The sequence below is a fragment of the Nocardioides ultimimeridianus genome (assembly GCF_054777895.1).
Genome location: NZ_BAAHAB010000017.1, coordinates 238,260 through 253,401 on the forward strand (window position 1 = coordinate 238,260; position 15,142 = coordinate 253,401).

Here is a 15,142-nt window from a genome sequence, read left to right on the forward strand (position 1 = left end):
ATCAGTAGGACTTCCTACTATTATTACTAGGTCGTCCAAGTAATCTCAACCCGGCGGTTCCTCGGTAGGCTCCGGGCCATGACCGAGCGGCCGCCCCTCCCGTTCGACCCCATCGAGCGCGCCGGCTCGCTGTGGTCCGAGCGGATCGGCGACGCCTCCGGCATGCGTCTGGCGACCTCGATCATGCGCGTGCAGCAGCTGCTGCTCGGCGAGTTCGACCGCGTCCTGCGGCCCTTCGGGATCACCTTCGCGCGGTACGAGGTCCTCGTGCTGCTCTCCTTCAGCCGCACCGGCCGGCTCGCGCTCAGCCGGATCGGCGAGCGGCTGATGGTGCACCCCACGTCGGTCACCAACGCGATCGACCGGCTCGTCGAGCAGGGGCTGGTACGCCGCGACGTCGACCAGGCCGACCGTCGCCGGGTCCTGGCCTCGCTCACGCCCGAGGGCAAGCGGGTCGTGAAGAGGTCGACGGCCGCGCTGATGGCGATCGACTTCGGGCTCGGCGCGCTCGGCGAGGACGAGCGCGAGCAGGCCTACGCGCTGCTGCGGCTCGTCCGCGCGCCCGACTTCGGCGCCTGAGCGGTCACCTCCACGGTCGCCCGAGCGCGTCGGCGATGGCCGCCAGCAGCTCCTCGGCGGTCCGCTCCACCATGGTCAGTACGTCGTCGAACCCGCTCGGCCCGCCGTAGTAGGGGTCCGGCACCTCGGCGCCGGGGTCCGTGGGATCGAAGTCGCGGAACAGCCGGATCCGCTCCGGGTCGGCTCCCGCGCCGGCCAGCGCCCGCAGGTCGGCCAGGTTGGCGCGGTCCATCGCCAGCACCAGGTCGCGGTCCGCGAACCACGCCTGCGCCACCTGCTGGGCCCGGTGGCGGCTCGCGTCGTAGCCGGCCCGCGTCAGCGTCGCCGCCGAGCGCCGATCCATCGGCTGGCCGACGTGCCAGTCGCCGGTGCCGGCGCTGACCACCTCGACGACGGCGTCCAGGCCGGCCTCCCGCACCCGCTGGGAGAGGACCACGTCGGCGACCGGCGAGCGGCAGATGTTGCCCAGGCAGACCAGGGCCACGCGATAGCGCCCGGGAGTCCGGGGCGGGGGAGCGGACGGCACGCCGAGAGTGTGTCAGGAGTCGACCGGGCCGGATCGCGGCGGGCTCGTGCAATGATGCGGCCTCACGACCGATCGAGGAGGCCCGTGATGTCGGACCCGAACCAGCCCTCCGTCCCTCCGGGGTGGTACCCCGACGGCCAGGGCGGTCAGCGCTGGTGGGACGGCACCCAGTGGACCGAGCACACGCAGCCGGCAGCCCCGCAGCAGCCCGCCGCTCCCCAGCAGCCCGCCGCGCCGGCAGGTCCGGGCTCGGACTTCCAGACCGTCGTGGCCCCCAAGCCGGGCCAGCCCGGCCAGCCCGGCCAGCCTCCCGCCCAGGCGCCGTACGAGCAGCCCGGCTACGGCCAGCAGGCCTACGGTCAGCCGGCCTACGGCCAGCAGCCCGGGTACGCCGCGCCCGGCCAGGCGCCGTACGGCATCCCCGGCATGCCCCCGCCGACCAACGGCCACAACAAGCGCGTCCTCATCATCGTCGGCGCCGTGGTCGGCGTGCTGGTGCTGATCGGCGCGGTCACGGGCATCCTGATCGCCGTCCTCGGGGGCAACGGCCCCGACGACGTGGCGAAGGACTACGTGAACGCCTACCTCGACGACGACTACACCAAGGCGTGCGAGCTGCAGTCGGCCGCGCACCAGAAGGAGTCCCTCGACGAGGCGAGCGTCAGCGACTGCAAGGCGTACGGCAAGAAGGAGGCCGCCGACCTCGAGAGCACCAAGTCCGACTACCAGTCCGAGTTCGGCGAGTCCTACGACAGCCTCCAGGGCGACCTGCACTACTCGGTCAAGGCGACCAGCACCAAGATCGACGGTGACAAGGCCACGGTGAAGCTGGACCTCGAGGAGAACTACTCGGGAAGCAACCAGAAGTACATCGACGAGGCGCTCGACGGCGACAAGTCGAAGACCGAGCACCTCACCGTCACCCTGGTCAAGGAGAAGGGTGACTGGAAGGTCGACGACGAGAGCTCGGACGACTGACCGGCGCTCCTCGATGCGCATCCTCGCGGCCGCCGTCGGCCTGCTCCTCGCGGCGGTGATCGCGCCGCTGGTGATCAGCGGCATGTGGACCGCGAGCAAGGTCGAGCACACCGACGCGTACGTCGCCACGGTGGCGCCGCTCGCCTCCGACCCGGCGCTGCGCCGGCAGTTCGGCGAGGCGCTCGGCACGGCGGCGGCCGAGCAGCTCGCCGAGCGCCTGCCCGTCGGCATGCCCTCGTCGGTCGGCGACCTCGTCCGGTCGGCGGCCGTGACGGTGGTCAACCAGCCCGGCTTCCCGGCGTACTGGCGCCGCGCGAACCGCCAGGTGCACCGGCAGTTCCTGGACATCATGGCGGGACACGGCGACCCCTCCGGCTACGTGTACGTCGACGCGACGCCGCTGCTGCACGAGATCTTCGGTGCGCTGCAGGAGCAGGGCCTGCCGGTGCAGTCGCTGGTCGACGTCCGGCTGCAGATCCCGGTCGCCAGCGACGCCCGACTCGCCCAGCAGCGGACCCGCTACCACCTCGTGACCGGCCTGGCGGCGTACGGGCCCTGGCTGTGGGCGCTCATCGTGCTGGCCTCGATCGCGGTCGCCCCGGGCTGGCGCGGCCGGCTGCGCGCGGTCGCGCTGGCGGCCCTCGGGGTCGCGGCCGGCGCGGTGCTGGTGATGGTGCTGCGCGCGCCGCTGACGTCGTACGCCGCCTCCCACTCCGGCGTCGGCGACACCGACCTGGTGCACCTGATCCTGCGCGTGGTCCTCGACAGCCTCGGTCCCTACGCCCGCGGGTTCGCGGTCGCGGCGCTGCCCGTCGCGATCGCCGCGCTGCTCGTCTCGCTGGTCCCGGTGGGCCGCCGCCACGACGCGCCCTGACACCCCCGCCAGCGGCCCCATCGGGCCGGCCGGGGTTGTACGTTGGTCCTACCCCATGGCGTGGCCCACGTCACACGCACCACCCTCGCGCGCGACCGGTCCACGCCGGCCCGACCTCGGTGCTGCGGTGACCCCGCTCGCGCCGGAACCAAGGAATGGTGCGCATGCAGGATCACTTCGGCCTCGACCGCGAGATGATCGACGCGGTCTTCGGCCCGCCGGTCGCCAGTGAGCCCGACGAGGGCCTCGTCCAGCTCCTGACGCCGGAGGGGGAGCGCGTCGAGCACCCCGACTTCCACGTCGACTTCAGTCCCGAGCAGCTGCGCGCGTTCTACCGCGACATGTTCCTGGTGCGCCGCCTCGACACCGAGGCCACGGCGCTGCAGCGGCACGGCGAGCTCGGGCTGTGGGCCCAGCTGCTCGGCCAGGAGGCCGCCCAGGTCGGCGCCGCACACGCACTGGCGCCGCAGGACTACGTCTTCCCGACCTACCGCGAGCACGGCGTCGCGTGGGTGCGCGGGATCGACCCGGTGGACCTGCTCGGCCTGTTCCGCGGCGTCGACTACGGCGCCTGGGACCCGCACGAGAAGCGGTTCAGCCTGTACACGATCGTGATCGGCGCACAGACCCTGCACGCGACCGGCTACGCGATGGGGCTGCAGCGCGACGGCCTGGTCGGCACCGGCGACGACACCCGCGACACCGCCGTCCTCGCGCACTTCGGCGACGGAGCCTCCTCGCAGGGCGACGTGAACGAGGCGTTCGTGTTCTCGGCATGGGCCAACGCCCCGGTCGTCTTCTTCTGCCAGAACAACCAGTGGGCCATCTCCGAGCCGATCGACAAGGTCTCCCGGATCCCGCTGGCGCGGCGTGCCGACGGGTTCGGCTTCCCGGGCATCCGGGTGGACGGCAACGACGTGCTGGCGACGTACGCCGTCACGAAGGCCGCCATGCAGCGTGCCCGCGAGGGCCAGGGCCCGATGCTGATCGAGGCCTACACCTACCGGATGGGCGCGCACACGACCACCGACGATCCCACCCGCTACCGGCTGCTCGACGACGTGGAGCGGTGGAAGCTCAAGGACCCGCTGGCCCGGGTCGAGGCCTACCTGCGGCGCAACGGCGCGGCCGACGACGACTTCTTCGCCGAGCTCGCGGTCGAGGCGGACGCGCTGGGCGAGCGGATGCGCCGCGAGTGCAAGGCGCTCCCGGACCCGACGCCCGCCGCGATCTTCGACGGTGTGTACGCCGAGCCCACCGCCGAGCTCCTCGCCCAGCGCGACGAGGTGACCGCCTACCTCGGCTCCTTCACCGACGAGCCGGCCGGTGAGGAGGCCCGCGCATGACCACGACCACGATGACCCTGGCCAAGGCCCTCAACGCCGGGCTGCGCCGGGCGATGGAGGACGACCCGAAGGTCCTGGTGATGGGCGAGGACGTCGGCCGGCTCGGCGGCGTCTTCCGGGTCACCGACGGGCTGCAGAAGGACTTCGGCGACGACCGGGTCATGGACACCCCGCTCGCCGAGTCCGGCATCCTCGGCACGGCCGTCGGCCTGGCCATGCGCGGCTACCGGCCGGTGGTGGAGATCCAGTTCGACGGGTTCGTGTACCCGGCGTACGACCAGATCGTGTGCCAGGTCGCCAAGCTGCACGGGCGCAGCCGCGGCCGGCTGCCGATGCAGATGGTGATCAGGATCCCGTTCGGTGGCGGCATCGGCGCGGTCGAGCACCACAGCGAGTCTCCCGAGGCGCAGTTCGCCCACACGCCCGGGCTGAAGGTCGTCGCGTGCTCGAACCCGGTCGACGCCTACTGGATGCTGCAGCAGGCGATCGCCGCCCCCGACCCGGTGGTCTTCCTGGAGCCGAAGCGGCAGTACCACTCGACCAAGGCCGAGGTGGACGACGAGGCGACGCCGCCGCCGCTGTGGACCTCGCGGCTGGTCCGCTCCGGCGACGCGGCGACGCTGATCGGCTACGGGCCGTCGGTGGGGGTCTGCCTCGATGCGGCGACGGTGGCCGCTGACGAGGGGCGCCAGCTCGAGGTCATCGACCTGCGCACCCTCTCGCCGCTGGACCTGGGCCCGGTCGTGGAGTCGGTACGTCGCACGGGCCGGGCGGTCGTCGTGCACGAGGCGCACGTCAACCTCGGCCTCGGTGCCGAGGTGGCGGCCCGGCTGACCGAGGCCTGCTTCCACGACCTCGCGGCGCCGGTGCTGCGCGTGGGTGGCTGGGACACGCCGTACCCGCCGGCCCGGGTCGAGGAGCCCTTCCTGCCCGACCTGGACCGCGTCCTCGACGCCGTCGACCGCTCGCTCGCCTTCTAGGAGAACCGATGCCCGAGTTCAAGCTGCCCGACGTCGGCGAGGGCCTCACCGAGGCCGAGATCGTGACCTGGCGGGTCAAGGTCGGCGACGTGATCGCCGTGAACGACATCCTGGTCGAGATCGAGACCGCCAAGTCGATCGTCGAGCTGCCGTCGCCGTACGCCGGCGAGGTCACCGCGCTGCTCGTCGGCGAGGGCGAGGAGGTCACCGTCGGCACCCCGATCATCGCCATCGGCGAGCCGGGGTCGGCCGCCGCCGCTGCGGCCGCGGCACCCCCGCCGGCGCCGGTGGAGACGCCGGAGCCCGCGGACGAGGAGCTCGCGACCCGGCGGGCGATGCCGGGCGAGGTGCGGGACCCGATCGACACCAATGTGCCGCCGGTGGGACAGGCCACCCTTGTCGGCTACGGGCCGCGCCAGCGCGAGCTGAAGCGCCGTCCGCGGCTGCGGCCGGCCGCCGACCACGCCGACCAGGGGCGGGGCCGGCGGCGTACCTCCGGACCGGCGGAGACCCGCGAGCCGGTCAAGGGCGTGCGCAAGCAGATGGCCGCGGCGATGACGTCGTCGGCGTTCACCGCGCCGCACGCCGGCGAGTGGATCACCATCGACGTCACCCGCACGGTCGAGCTGGTCGAGCGGCTCCGCGTGCGTCACGAGTTCGCCGAGGTGAAGGTCTCGCCGCTGCTGGTCGCCGCGAAGGCGGTGCTGCTGGCGGTGCCGCGCCACCCGCTGCTCAACTCCTGGTTCGACGACGACGCCCAGGAGGTCGTGGTCAAGCGCCGGGTCAACCTCGGCATCGCCGCCGCGACGCCGCGCGGCCTGATCGTGCCGAACATCAAGGACGCCCAGGACCTCTCCCTGGTCGAGCTGGCCGAGGCGCTCGCCGACCTCACGGCCGTCGCCCGCGATGGCCGGACACCGCCGGCCGACCAGGCGGGCGGCACGTTCACCATCACCAACGTGGGCGTCTTCGGCGTCGACGGCGGTACGCCGATCATCAACCCCGGCGAGTCCGCGATCCTCTGCCTCGGCGCGATCAAGCGGCAGCCCTGGGTCGTCGACGACGCGGTGGTGCCGCGCGACGTGATGACCCTCGCGCTCTCCTTCGACCACCGCCACATCGACGGCGCCACCGGGTCGCGCTTCCTGGCGGAGGTGGCGGGGATCCTCCACGACCCCTCCCTGGCCCTCCTGTTCTGAGGTCGATGGTTTCGATACGCCGTCGCTCGTTCCTCGCTCCGGCTACTCAACCAACGACATCGTTCGTTGGTTGAGTAGCCGACGAGCGCCAGCGAGGAGGCGTATCGAAACCAACGCCTGTGGATGAACCCCGACCCGATCCGCCGCACGCCGTTAGGTTCGAGCGGTGTCTCCTCAGCTCGGGCCGGGTGACCGGCTCGGTCCCTACCGGATCGTGCGCCGCCTCGGCGCCGGCGGGATGGGGACCGTGCACGAGACCGTCGAGGAGGTCCTGGGCCGCTCGGTCGCGGTGAAGGTGATCGCCCCCGGGCTCGCGGGCGACCCCGGCTTCCGGGACCGCTTCACCGCGGAGGCGCGGGCCCTGGCGGCGCTCGACTCGCCGCATGTCGTCCAGGTCCACGCGTACGGCGAGGTCGACGGCGTGCTCTACCTCGCCACCCAGCTGGTACCCGACGGCGACCTCGCACGCTTGGTCCGCGACCGGGGCCCGCTCCCGGCCTCGACGGCACTCGACCTGGTCGCGCAGGTCGCCGACGGACTCGCCGAGGCGCACCGGGTCGGCCTTCTGCATCGCGACATCAAGGCCGCGAACGTGCTGCTGCGCGACCGGGGCGAGGGCTGGACGGCGTACCTCGCCGACTTCGGGATCGCCCGGCCCGCCGGCGGGAGGGACGACGGCGCCGGCACGCCGGCGTACCTCGCGCCGGAGGTGGCGGCCGGCGGAGCGAGCAGCGTCGCCTCGGACGTGTACGCGATGGGGTGCCTGCTGCGTCTCGCTCTCACCGGCCGCCCGGACGGCCGTCCGCGCGCGGGGCGGGAGGTGGACCGCATCCTCACCCGCGCGACGGCCGAGGACCCTGCCGAGAGGTACGCCGACGTGCTGGCCCTGCGCGACGACCTGCGCGCCGCGACGCGGGTGCGGGTCCGCCGGCGGGCGCCGGTCCTGGCCGCGGGCATGCTCGTGACCGTCGTGGCTGCCACGGCGTGGGCGGTCGCGACTCGGCCCGACGCTCCGCGTCCCACCGTCGGGGTCGCCCGGCTGGCGGCCGACCTGCACCGCAGCGCGCGCCTGGACCCGGCGACCGCGCGCTGCGTCGCGCGTCGACTGGTGGCCGATCACGGCGATCCGGCCTCGACGACGGACGTGTTCGACGCCACTGCCGAATGTCTCTGGCCGGCGTCGACGCAAGTTACCGCCCGGTAGGATTCGTCCCGTAAGGCAAGCCTTGGCAGTGCGCGACCGTGCATTGGCCCTAGGCTCGCCGGTGCGCGTGCCGGGCCACGCGCGATCCCCGGACGACGAGGAGCCGCTCAAATGCAGATCTTTGCGATCGTGGTGTCACTGGCCTTCACGGTGGTGGCCGTTGCGCTGATTGCGCGCGCCGTAGGCGCGATGCTCGGCGTGATCCGGCGCGGTCAGCCCGCGCCCGGCCGGACCGGCAACCCCGGTGGCCGCACGCTGACCATGCTCAAGGAGACGTTCCTCCACACGCGCATGCTGCAGTGGACGTGGGTCGGCATCCTGCACTGGTTCGCCTTCGCCGCGTTCCTCTTCCTGTCGACCGCGGTGGGCTCGGCCTTCATCCAGCTCTTCTCGCCGACGTGGACGATCCCGCTGATCGGCAAGTGGTACGTCTACGAGTACGTCGCCGAGTTCCTCGGCCTGCTCGGCACGATCGCGATCATCCCGCTGATCGTCTACCGGCTCACCCACCTGCCCGAGAAGCTCGGCCGCAAGAGCCGGTTCTTCGGCTCGACCATGTGGCAGGCGTACTTCGTCGAGGCGATGGTGCTCCTGGAGAGCGTCGCGATCCTGTTCATCCGGGGCGCCGAGTACAACCTCGGCCAGGCGCTCGGCGGCGAGGACTCCGACCACGCCATCGCCGCGCACTTCCCGATCGCGCACCTCTTCGGCAACCTCTACCCGACCGGCCCCGACGCCGTCGGCACGCTGAAGAACATCATCTACGTCATCGCCACGATCAAGATCGTCTCGGCGATGGTCTGGCTCATCGTCATCGCGACCAACCTGACGATGGGCGTCGCCTGGCACCGCTTCCTGGCCTGGTTCAACATCTGGTTCAAGCGCGAGGACTCCGGCCGCACGGCCCTCGGCGGGCTCAAGCCGCTGACCTCGGGCGGCAAGCCGATCACGCTCGACGACGTCGACGACCTCGACGAGGACTCCGTCCTCGGCGCCGGCACCATCTGGGACTTCTCCTGGAAGGACATCCTCGACTTCACGACCTGTACCGAGTGCGGTCGCTGCCAGTCGCAGTGCCCGGCCTGGAACACCGAGAAGCCCCTCTCGCCCAAGCTGATGATGATGGCGATGCGCGAGGAGGCGTACGCCGTCGCCGGCGGCTCCGAGCAGCGCGCGCTGGTCGGCAAGGCCGACCACGAGCAGGCCGACGGCGGCAGTGACAAGGTCGACGACTGGTTCTACATGCCCGACGGCGGCGACTTCGTCGTCGACGAGGACGCGCTCTGGTCGTGCACCAACTGCGGCGCGTGCGTCCAGCAGTGCCCTGTCGACATCGAGCACGTCGACCACTTCGTCGACATGCGCCGCTACCAGGTGCTGGTCGAGTCGAACTTCCCCTCCGAGCTCAACGGCCTGTTCAAGGGCCTGGAGAACAAGGGCAACCCCTGGAACATGTCGCCGAACGCGCGACTGGACTGGGCCAAGGACCTGCCCTTCGAGGTCAAGGTCGTCGGCGAGGACCTCGAGTCGCTCGAGTCGGTCGACTGGCTGTTCTGGGTCGGGTGCGCCGGTGCCTACGAGGACCGCGCGAAGAAGACCACCCGCGCCGTGGCCGAGCTGCTCGACATGGCCGGCGTGACCTTCGGCGTACTCGGCAACGGCGAGACCTGTACCGGTGATCCCGCCCGCCGAGCCGGCAACGAGTTCGTGTTCCAGGGCCTGGCCCAGCAGAACATCGAGACCTTGAAGGAGTTCAAGGTCAAGAAGGTCGTCTCGACCTGTGCGCACTGCTTCAACACGCTCAAGAACGAGTACAAGGACTTCGGCATCGAGCTCGAGGTCGTGCACCACACCCAGCTGCTCAATCGCCTGGTGCGCGAGGGCAAGCTGACGCCGGTCGCCTCCGGCGCCGGAGCGCACCAGCGCTCGATCACCTACCACGACCCGTGCTTCCTGGGTCGGCACAACCAGGTCTACACCCCGCCGCGGGACCTGCTGCAGATCCTGCCGGGCGCTGAGTTCAAGGAGATGGAGCGCTCCGCCGAGCGGTCCTTCTGCTGTGGCGCCGGTGGCGCGCGGATGTGGATGGAGGAGAAGATCGGCGAGCGGATCAACCTCAACCGCACCGCCGAGGCCGTCGGGACCGGCGCCGACCAGATCGCGGTCGGCTGCCCCTTCTGCCGGGTGATGCTGTCCGACGGCCTGACCAAGATGCAGGCCGACGGCGAGGCACGCGAGGAGGTCGAGGTCCTCGACGTCGCGCAGATGCTGCTGGCGTCGGTCAAGGGCGAGCAGGCCACCAAGCTCAAGCTGGGCGAGGGTACGCCGACGGGTGCGGCCGCCAAGTCCGCCGAGCCGGTCGCCGAACCGGCCGCCTCGGGGACCGTGGTCGAGGAACCGGCGAAGGCTCCGGAGTCGGGGTCGTCGCTGTTCGGTGACGCGCCCGCGGCGGAGGCCGCTCCGGCGGCTCCTGCCGCTCCGGCTGCGCCGGCGTCCGGTGGCTCGCTGTTCGACGAGGCTCCGGCCGCGCCGGCCGAGAGCAAGCCGGCCGAGGCGGAGGCCAAGCCGGCCGAGGGCGGCTCGCTCTTCGACGTGGGGTCGGGCGGCTCGCTGTTCGACACCCCGGCTCCGGAGGCGGCGCCCGCGCCGGCTGCGGAGACGGCGGCTGTCGAGGAGAAGCCCGCCGCCGAGGCGAAGCCCGCGGACACGGAGAAGCCTGCTGCTCCGGCTCAGGACCTGTCCGGTGGTGGGTCGCTCTTCGACGTCACCCCGACCGAGGCCCCCGCCGCGCCGGCCCCCGCTCCTGCGGCGGAGAAGCCGGCCGAGACCCCTGCGGAGAAGCCCGCTGCGGCTGCCGAGAAGCCGGCAGCGGAGGCCGCCCCCGCGGTCGACCTGTCGTCCGGCTCGTTGTTCGACATCCCCGCCGCCGAGCCGGCTCCGGCCGCCCCGGAGGCTGCCGAGTCCGCACCGGAGGCTGCAGAGCCCGCGCCGAAGCCCACGGAGGAGCAGGTCGTCGAGGCCGAGGTCGAGGGGGGCGCTGCTGCGGCGGCTCCCGCCGAGCCCGCGGCCGAGCCGCAGCCGGCGGCGCCGGCAACGCCGCCCGCGAGCAGCGGCACGGCCAGCACCCCGCGCACCGATGTGGACATCCACAGTGCCGGCTCGCTCTTCGACATCGAGGCTCCCGAGGGTTCGGTGGCGGCTGCTCCGGCCGCCGCGCCCGCCCCCGCGGAGACCGCTCCCGAGCCGGCCCCGGTCGAGGAGGCCGAGCCCGTCGAGGCGGAGGCCCGTACCGAGGAGGCTGCGGTCGTCGACGAGGCGCCCGCTGCCGAGGAGGCCGAGGTCGCTGAGGAGGCGCCTGCCGCTGAGGAGGCGCCTGCCGAGGAGGCCCCGGCCGAGGAGCCGGCTGCGACCGAGCCCGAGGAGAAGCCGGCGCCCGCCGCCCCGGCCGCGTCCTCCGGCGAGGCCCACCAGCCCCGCACCGACGCCGACATCCACAACGCGGGCTCGCTCTTCGACCTCTGATCCGCCACTTGCCTGCCGGCAGGTAAGTACTTACCTGCCGGCAAGCAAGCGACACCCGCACCCCGCCCCGCCGGATATCCTCAGCAGATGCAGACCGGTGAGGCCGAGGAGCGCGCGTGGGCGGTGGCCCTCGGGCGGCTGCGCGGGCTGTCCGGGGCCGGCATCGGGTTCGGCGGGGCCGTCGACGGCGCCTCGCTGCGGCTGCGGCACTTCGACGGCGCCCGCACCGGCGCCCTGGCCGGCCTGGAGGTGGTCCGCGGCCTCGGGCTCGGCGGCCGCTCCTGGCGTGAGCGCACGACGGTCGGGGTGCCCGACTACGGCCGCTCCGCCGAGATCTCCCACGACTACGACGGCCCGGTCCTCGCCGAGGGCCTGCGCGCGGTCGTGGCAGCGCCGGTCGTGGTCGGGGCCAGCGTCCGCGGCGTGATCTACGCCGGCACCAGGGAGACGGTCGGGTACGGCGACCGGCTGCTCGACGCGGTCACCCGCACCGGCGAGTGGCTCGCCCGCGAGCTCGCCGTCGAGGACGAGGTCAACCGTCGGCTGCGCGAGCGGACCGCCCAGCTCCGCCGGCTCGAGGCGACCGCGAGCGAGCGGCTGCGCCGGGCGCACGCCGGCCTTCGCCAACTCCGCGCCTCGGTGGCCGACCCCGCCACCCGCACCGAGGTCACCCGGCTGCTCGACGAGCTCGTCCCCGACCCGGCACCCGCCATCGAGCTCAGCCCGCGCGAGCTCGACGTCCTGGCGCAGGTCGCCACCGGGGCGTCGTACGCCGAGACCGCGACCCGCCTGGGCCTCGCGCCCCAGACGGTGAAGTCCTACATGCGCGACCTGCTCACCCGCCTCGGCGCCCACTCGCGGCACGAGGCCGTCGTCATCGCCCGCCGCCAGGGCCTCATCCCGTAGGCGGCCACCCCATCAGGGGGTGTGACCCACCTCACTCAGGCGCGAGAATCACCCCATGACCGCGTCGTACGCCGCCGGCGAGACCACCACTCCTCTGCTCGACGAGACCATCGGGGCCAGCCTGGAGCGCACCGTCGCCTCCCACCCCGATCGCGAGGCGCTCGTCGAGGTGCAGACCGGACGGCGCTGGACCTGGCGCGAGCTCGACGACGCGGTGAACGAGATCGCCCGCGGGCTGCTCGCCCTCGGCATCGAGAAGGGCGACCGGGTCGGCATGTGGGCGCCGAACCGCGCCGAGTGGACCATCGTCCAGCTCGCCAGCGCGAAGGTCGGCGCGATCCTGGTCAACGTCAACCCCAGCTACCGCACCCACGAGCTCACCTACGCGATCAACCAGTCGGGGCTGCGGCTGCTGCTGACCCAGACCGCGTTCAAGACCAGCGCCTACCGCGAGATGGTCGAGGCCACCACGGGCGAGACCCCGCAGCTCGAGCGCACGGTCTACGTCGACACCGACGACTGGGCCGAGCTGATCGCCGCCGGCAGCGACCTCCCGGAGGACGCGGTCGCGACCCGCCTGGCCACCCTGCAGCCCGACGACGCCATCAACATCCAGTACACCTCCGGCACGACCGGCTTCCCCAAGGGCGCCACCCTCAGCCACCGCAACATCCTCAACAACGGCTACTTCACCACCGAGCTGATCGGCTTCACCGAGCACGACCGCCTGGCGATCCCGGTGCCCTTCTACCACTGCTTCGGCATGGTGATGGCGAACCTCGGGTGCGTCACCCACGGCTCCACGATGGTGATCCCGGCCCCGGGCTTCGACCCCGCGATCACCCTGCAGGCCATCGAGGACGAGAGCTGCACGGCCGTGTACGGCGTACCGACCATGTTCATCGCGATGCAGAACGCGCCCGACTTCGCCGACCACGACCTGTCCACCCTGCGTACCGGGATCATGGCGGGGTCGATCTGCCCGGTCGAGGTGATGAGGCACTGCGTCGACGACATGCACATGGCCGAGGTGTCGATCGCCTACGGCATGACCGAGACCAGCCCGGTCAGCTGCCAGACCCGCAGCGACGACGACCTCGACCGGCGGACCAGCACGGTCGGCCGGGCCGCCCCGCACGTCGAGATCAAGGTCGTGGACCCGGTGACGGGCGAGACCGTCGAGCGCGGTGAGACCGGGGAGTTCTGCACGCGCGGCTACTCGGTGATGCTCGGCTACTGGAACGACGAGGAGAAGACCCGGGAGGCGATCGACGCCGAGGGGTGGATGCACACCGGGGACCTCGCCCTGATGCGCGAGGACGGCTACTGCAACATCGTCGGCCGGATCAAGGACATGGTGATCCGCGGCGGCGAGAACATCTACCCGCGCGAGATCGAGGAGTTCCTCTACGCCCACCCCGACGTCGAGGACGTCCAGGTGATCGGCGTCCCCGACGAGAAGTACGGCGAGGAGCTCTGCGCCTGGATCAAGATGCACGCCGGCGCCACCCCGCTCGACGCCGACGCGGTCCGCGCCTACGCCACCGGGAAGCTCGCCCACTACAAGATCCCGCGCTACGTGATGGTCGTCGAGGAGTTCCCGCTGACCGTCACCGGCAAGGTCCGCAAGGTGCAGATGCGCGAGGAGTCGGCCAAGGCGCTCGGGCTGACCGAAGTGTGACATCATTGAGGTGTTGACATGACATCACGATGATGTCATCGTGATGCGCATGGACATCACTCCGTACGTCGAGAACCTCCGCCGCGATCTGCTCGCGGCGGCGGAGAGCATCGGGGAGCAGGCGCGCGAGACCGCCGAGCGGCTCGGCTTCGCGCTCGACCCGGCCGCCCGGCTGGCGCTGATGGAGGCCGTCAGCCAGGCCTGCGCCGAGATCACCGCGGCGATGCCGGCCGGTGGTGTCGACGTACGTCTCGACGGCCGCGACCTGGACTTCCTGATCCACGGCCCGACGCCCGAGTCCGCCACGCCGGAGCCGCCCGCCGCGGCCGACGACGAGGAGGAGGGCGACGTCGCCCGGATCACCCTGCGCATCCCCGAGTCGGTGAAGGCGCGGGTCGAGGACGCCGCCGCCAAGGCCGGCCAGTCGGTCAACACCTGGCTGGTGAACCTGGCCCGCGCGGCGACGAACGACCGCGCGATCCACATCGACCTCGACCTGTCCTCGGTCCCGTTCGGGGCCGACTTCCCGTTCGGCAAGCGCGGGCCGCGCCAGATGCGCGGCTGGCAGTGACAGGCCCGAAGGAGCCTCCGATGAACGACAGCCACGAGTTCGACACCCCCGAGCCGACCGTGCTCGTCGTCGCGGTCCGCGACGGGCAGGTCGTGATCACGGCCGCCGACGTCACCACCACGACGGTCCGGGTCACCGGCCCCCGCGCCGACGAGGCGCGCGTCGAGCAGCGCGGAGGCCGGGTGCTCGTCATCGGCCCGCGCCATCGCGGGTTCTCCGCGGCGACCCACCTGCGCTACGACATCACCGTCCCGACGGACAGCCAGCTGGTCGTCCGCAGCGGCAGCGCGAGTCTCGAGGTCACCGGCCGGCTCGGCACGACCCGGGTCAAGACCGGCTCCGGCGACGTCGCCGTCGACGGCCTGAGTGGTCCCGGCGTGGTCGACTCCGGATCCGGGGCGATCAGCGTGGGCGACTCCGCGGGCGCGCTGCGGCTGCGCAGCGGGTCCGGCCGCGTGCGGGTCGGCAGCTCGCGCGAGGCGGTGGTCTCCACGGGGTCCGGCGACATCAGCGTCGGCACCCTCACCGGCAAGCTGGTGGCCAAGAGCGGCAGTGGAGACCTCCGCGTCGGGGTCGCCTCCGGCTTCGCGGTGTGGACCGACATCACCACCGGCTCCGGCCGGCTGACCTCCGACCTTCCGCGGATGGGCGAGCCCGAGCGGGGTGCGCCGTACGTCGAGATCCGCGCGACCACCGGGTCCGGCGACATCGCGCTCACCTCGGTGTGAGGCCGTGATGATCACCGCCGTCCGACGCACGCGATGGTTGTGCCGCCC

Annotated in this window: 13 protein-coding genes; 12 read left to right on the forward strand and 1 reads right to left on the reverse strand. The window is 72.3% G+C overall.

All coding sequences use genetic code 11. From position 1 onward, the window contains the following. Nucleotides 1-78 precede the first annotated feature (78 nt). On the forward strand, nt 79-579 hold the full coding sequence (locus tag ACYU8V_RS16500) for a MarR family winged helix-turn-helix transcriptional regulator (RefSeq protein ID WP_460848891.1): 501 nt from the start codon (nt 79-81) through the stop codon (nt 577-579). A gap of 4 nt (nt 580-583) precedes the next feature. Here ACYU8V_RS16500 and ACYU8V_RS16505 read toward each other — a convergent pair whose 3' ends face one another. Further along, nucleotides 584-1,105, reverse strand: coding sequence for a low molecular weight protein-tyrosine-phosphatase (locus ACYU8V_RS16505; RefSeq protein ID WP_460848892.1), 522 nt, complete (start codon nt 1,103-1,105; stop codon nt 584-586). Nucleotides 1,106-1,192: 87 nt separating this feature from the next. Between ACYU8V_RS16505 and ACYU8V_RS16510 the strand changes: the two genes are divergently transcribed. From ACYU8V_RS16510 to ACYU8V_RS16560, 11 genes are all read left to right on the forward strand, one after another. After that, on the forward strand, nt 1,193-2,083 hold the full coding sequence (locus ACYU8V_RS16510) for a DUF2510 domain-containing protein (RefSeq protein WP_460848893.1): 891 nt from the start codon (nt 1,193-1,195) through the stop codon (nt 2,081-2,083). Nucleotides 2,084-2,096: 13 nt separating this feature from the next. Beyond that, the gene (locus tag ACYU8V_RS16515; protein ID WP_460848895.1) at nt 2,097-2,957 is read left to right on the forward strand and encodes a hypothetical protein; all 861 of its coding nucleotides are present in this window, start codon (nt 2,097-2,099) and stop codon (nt 2,955-2,957) included. A 164-nt stretch (nt 2,958-3,121) separates the two neighbouring features. After that, nucleotides 3,122-4,303: a pyruvate dehydrogenase (acetyl-transferring) E1 component subunit alpha gene (pdhA, locus tag ACYU8V_RS16520; RefSeq protein WP_460848896.1), complete on the forward strand. Its 1,182-nt coding sequence runs from the start codon at nt 3,122-3,124 to the stop codon at nt 4,301-4,303. Continuing rightward, nucleotides 4,300-5,283, forward strand: coding sequence for an alpha-ketoacid dehydrogenase subunit beta (locus tag ACYU8V_RS16525; RefSeq protein WP_460848899.1), 984 nt, complete (start codon nt 4,300-4,302; stop codon nt 5,281-5,283). Before pdhA ends, ACYU8V_RS16525 begins: the two co-directional genes overlap by 4 nt. Before the next feature lie 8 nt (nt 5,284-5,291). Next, complete coding sequence (locus ACYU8V_RS16530; RefSeq protein ID WP_460848901.1) at nt 5,292-6,482, forward strand: dihydrolipoamide acetyltransferase family protein; 1,191 nt, start codon at nt 5,292-5,294, stop codon at nt 6,480-6,482. 166 nt (nt 6,483-6,648) lie between these two features. After that, nucleotides 6,649-7,686 (forward strand): serine/threonine-protein kinase, encoded by a 1,038-nt coding sequence (locus tag ACYU8V_RS16535; protein ID WP_460848903.1) that lies wholly within the window; start codon nt 6,649-6,651, stop codon nt 7,684-7,686. A 111-nt stretch (nt 7,687-7,797) separates the two neighbouring features. After that, nucleotides 7,798-11,208 carry a (Fe-S)-binding protein gene (locus ACYU8V_RS16540; protein WP_460848905.1) on the forward strand — a complete coding sequence of 1,137 codons (3,411 nt, stop codon included), beginning with the start codon at nt 7,798-7,800 and terminating at the stop codon, nt 11,206-11,208. An 87-nt stretch (nt 11,209-11,295) separates the two neighbouring features. After that, nucleotides 11,296-12,114: a helix-turn-helix transcriptional regulator gene (locus ACYU8V_RS16545; RefSeq protein ID WP_460848906.1), complete on the forward strand. Its 819-nt coding sequence runs from the start codon at nt 11,296-11,298 to the stop codon at nt 12,112-12,114. 55 nt (nt 12,115-12,169) lie between these two features. Beyond that, nucleotides 12,170-13,795 (forward strand): AMP-binding protein, encoded by a 1,626-nt coding sequence (locus ACYU8V_RS16550; protein WP_460848907.1) that lies wholly within the window; start codon nt 12,170-12,172, stop codon nt 13,793-13,795. 49 nt (nt 13,796-13,844) lie between these two features. Further along, entirely contained in the window at nt 13,845-14,366 is a 522-nt protein-coding gene (locus tag ACYU8V_RS16555) for a toxin-antitoxin system HicB family antitoxin (RefSeq protein ID WP_460848908.1), read from the forward strand. Between the two features lie 20 nt (nt 14,367-14,386). Next, nucleotides 14,387-15,094, forward strand: coding sequence for a DUF4097 family beta strand repeat-containing protein (locus ACYU8V_RS16560; RefSeq protein ID WP_460848909.1), 708 nt, complete (start codon nt 14,387-14,389; stop codon nt 15,092-15,094). The last annotated feature ends 48 nt before the right edge of the window (nt 15,095-15,142 follow it).

Excerpts from the sequence above, each read along its gene's own strand:
- ACYU8V_RS16500 (WP_460848891.1), top strand. The coding sequence starts at position 79 with ATGACCGAGCGGCCGCCCCTCCCGTTCGACCCCATCGAGCGCGCCGGC.
- ACYU8V_RS16510 (WP_460848893.1), top strand. The coding sequence starts at position 1,193 with ATGTCGGACCCGAACCAGCCCTCCGTCCCTCCGGGGTGGTACCCCGAC.
- ACYU8V_RS16515 (WP_460848895.1), top strand. The coding sequence starts at position 2,097 with ATGCGCATCCTCGCGGCCGCCGTCGGCCTGCTCCTCGCGGCGGTGATC.
- pdhA (WP_460848896.1), top strand. The coding sequence starts at position 3,122 with ATGCAGGATCACTTCGGCCTCGACCGCGAGATGATCGACGCGGTCTTC.
- ACYU8V_RS16525 (WP_460848899.1), top strand. The coding sequence starts at position 4,300 with ATGACCACGACCACGATGACCCTGGCCAAGGCCCTCAACGCCGGGCTG.
- ACYU8V_RS16530 (WP_460848901.1), top strand. The coding sequence starts at position 5,292 with ATGCCCGAGTTCAAGCTGCCCGACGTCGGCGAGGGCCTCACCGAGGCC.
- ACYU8V_RS16540 (WP_460848905.1), top strand. The coding sequence starts at position 7,798 with ATGCAGATCTTTGCGATCGTGGTGTCACTGGCCTTCACGGTGGTGGCC.
- ACYU8V_RS16545 (WP_460848906.1), top strand. The coding sequence starts at position 11,296 with ATGCAGACCGGTGAGGCCGAGGAGCGCGCGTGGGCGGTGGCCCTCGGG.
- ACYU8V_RS16550 (WP_460848907.1), top strand. The coding sequence starts at position 12,170 with ATGACCGCGTCGTACGCCGCCGGCGAGACCACCACTCCTCTGCTCGAC.
- ACYU8V_RS16555 (WP_460848908.1), top strand. The coding sequence starts at position 13,845 with ATGGACATCACTCCGTACGTCGAGAACCTCCGCCGCGATCTGCTCGCG.
- ACYU8V_RS16560 (WP_460848909.1), top strand. The coding sequence starts at position 14,387 with ATGAACGACAGCCACGAGTTCGACACCCCCGAGCCGACCGTGCTCGTC.